The organism is Methylobacterium goesingense (assembly GCF_022179225.1).
GTDB classification, from domain to species: Bacteria; Pseudomonadota; Alphaproteobacteria; order Rhizobiales; family Beijerinckiaceae; genus Methylobacterium; species Methylobacterium goesingense.
This window is the reverse complement of the sequence record NZ_BPQL01000205.1, coordinates 1-2,502: the sequence shown is the minus strand read 5'-3', so window position 1 is coordinate 2,502 and position 2,502 is coordinate 1. Positions and strand designations below refer to the sequence as shown.

Genomic DNA, 2,502 nt, shown 5'->3' with positions numbered 1-2,502 from the left:
TGTCAAACAGCGTTGAACATTGACCCTGGATCGGCGTCGAACTTTGACCCCTGGATAGGTATGGCGGGACGCCCCTGATCAGCCCGGCGAAGCGGGTCGGGGTGGCGTAGCCGGGCTGATCAGGGGTCCAGCAGGCGAGACGTGTGCGCCGACCTCAGGCGCGGTTCTTGAAGCGCCAGCTCTCGTTGCCGGTCTCGACGATCTCGCAATGGTGGGTGAGCCGGTCGAGCAGCGCCGTGGTCATCTTGGCGTCGCCGGCGAATACGCTCGGCCATTCCCCGAAGGCGAGGTTGGTGGTGACCACGATGGAGGTGGTCTCGTAGAGCTTGCTGATGAGGTGGAACAGGAGCTGGCCGCCCGACTGCGCGAACGGCAGGTAGCCGAGTTCGTCGAGCACCACGAGGTCGAGCCGGGCGAGATGGTCGGCGATGCGGCCCTGCCGGCCGGCGCGCGCCTCGGCTTCGAGCCGATTGACGAGGTCGACGACGTTGTAGAACCGGCCCCGCGCGCCATCTCGGATGCAGGCCCGTGCGATGGCGATGGCGAGGTGGGTCTTGCCGGTCCCGGTACCGCCGACGAGCACGACGTTGCGCTGGTGAGCCAGGAACTCACCGCCGGCGAGGTCGCGCACCAGACCCTCGTTGATCGGGGTGCCGTCGAAGGCGAACTCGGCGATGTCCTTGGCCAGAGGGCGCTTGGCAATCGTCATCTGGTAGCGGATCGAACGCGCCTGCTTCTCGGAGATCTCGGCCTGGAGCAGGTCGCCGACGATCTGCTGCGGCTCGTGGGTGCGCTTGACCGCGACCTTGATGATCTCGTCGTAGGCGGCCTTCATGCCGAAGAGCTTCAGCTCGCCCATGGTGGCGAGGATGTTCTGGCGTTCCATCATGGGGGGCTCCTCAGGCTGTCGTAGCGGGCACAATCGGCGACCGGCTCGTGGCGCAGCCGCAGGCTCTCGGGGGTCAGGATGGTGACGGGCGGGGTCGGCTCGCGCTGCCGGGCGAGGATATTGAGGACGACGTCGGCCGAGTGGACGCCCTCGCGCAGCGCCTCGGCACAGGCCGCCTCGACGGCCGGCAACCCGTCGCCGAGCACGGCGGTGAGGATCTCCACCATCTGCCGGTCACCTCCGGCACTGCCGGCGAGCTTGCGTCGGACCCGGTCGAGGGCGGGAGGCAGCACCCAGTCCTTGAACGGTGCGCCGTTCCGGAGCGCGCCGGGCTTGCGGGCCAGCACGGGGACGTAGTGCCAGGGATCGAACACGGTCTGATCCCGGCCGAAGGCGCGCTCGTGCTCGGCGACGACGCGACCGTCCTGCCGGATCTCGACGCGCTCGGCGTAGGCACGGACCTCGACCGGGCGGCCGATGGCAGAGGCCATGACCGAGTATCGGTTGTTGTCGAAGCGCACGAGGCAGGTCGTGGACACCGAAGCGCTGATGGCGTGGAAGCCGTCGAAGCGGCCGGCATAGGGAACGAGGGCTGCCCGCTCGGCCTCGAACCGCTCCCAGACGGTGTGTTCGCGCTCCTCGGGATGAGGATGCGCCTTGGCGTATGCGATCACCCCATCGAGCAGGAGCGCGTTCAGTTCCTCGTAGCTCTTCACCCAGACGCGCGGGGTGAAGAAGCGCTCGCGCACCAGTCCGACCTGGTTCTCGACCTGCCCCTTCTCCCAGCCCGAGGCCGGCGTGCAGGCGACCGGATCGACGAGGTAGTGCGAGCACATCTGCAGGAAGCGGCGGTTGTAGGCGCGCTCGCGCCCGACGAAGATCGTCTCCACCGCGGTCTTCATGTTGTCGTAGATGCCGCGCTGGCAGGTGCCGCGGAAGAACGCGAACGCCCGGTCGTGGGCGTCGAACACCATCTCCTGGCTCTCGCGCGGATAGGCCCGCACGAACAGCATGCGCGAGTGGCAGAGCCGGACGTGGGCGACCTTGACCGTGACGGTCGTGCCGCCGATCAGCACGATCTCGTGGCTCCAGTCGAACTGGTAGGCCTCGCCCGGGGCGAACGACAACGGCACGAAGGCTTGCGCTGTGACCGAGGCGCGCTCGCGCTTCCAGGTCTTGGCATAGCGCCGAACGGCATCGTAGCCGCCCTCGTAGCCAAGCCCGCGGAGCGCCTCGTAGATCCGGATCAGCGTCAGCCGCTCGCGGGCAGACCTGCCGGCGTTGGTGGTCAGCATCCGATCGAGATCGTCGCGCCACGGCCCGAGCTTGGGCAGCGGCTGCACCTCACGCTCGTAGGCGAAGGCGGTGGCCCCCGACCGGATGACCTTCCGGACCGTGTTGCGGGAGACGTGCAGGTCGCGGACGATGTCCTTGATCGCGCGACCGCGGGTGAAGAACTCGCGCCGGATGCGCGCAATCGTGTCCACGCCCTTCATCCCCCTACACCACCCTTCCGGCCGTACCGGAGAGCAGTCTGCGAGAACGAGGTTAGGGGGTCAGAATTGGACGCCGATCCCCCGCCTCACGGGGTCAAAGTTGCACGCCGAAACACA

1 protein-coding gene and 1 pseudogene are annotated in these 2,502 nt (G+C 67.9%); both read right to left on the bottom strand.

Going from position 1 to position 2,502, the window contains the following annotated elements:
* Nucleotides 1-154: 154 nt before the first annotated feature.
* Nucleotides 155-889 (bottom strand): IS21-like element helper ATPase IstB, encoded by a 735-nt coding sequence (gene istB, locus MFF30_RS24740; RefSeq protein WP_283205937.1) that lies wholly within the window; start codon nt 887-889, stop codon nt 155-157.
* An 8-nt stretch (nt 890-897) separates the two neighbouring features.
* Nucleotides 898-2,385 (bottom strand): annotated as a pseudogene (gene istA / locus MFF30_RS24735) (IS21 family transposase); the annotation flags it as partial.
* Nucleotides 2,386-2,502 lie beyond the last annotated feature (117 nt).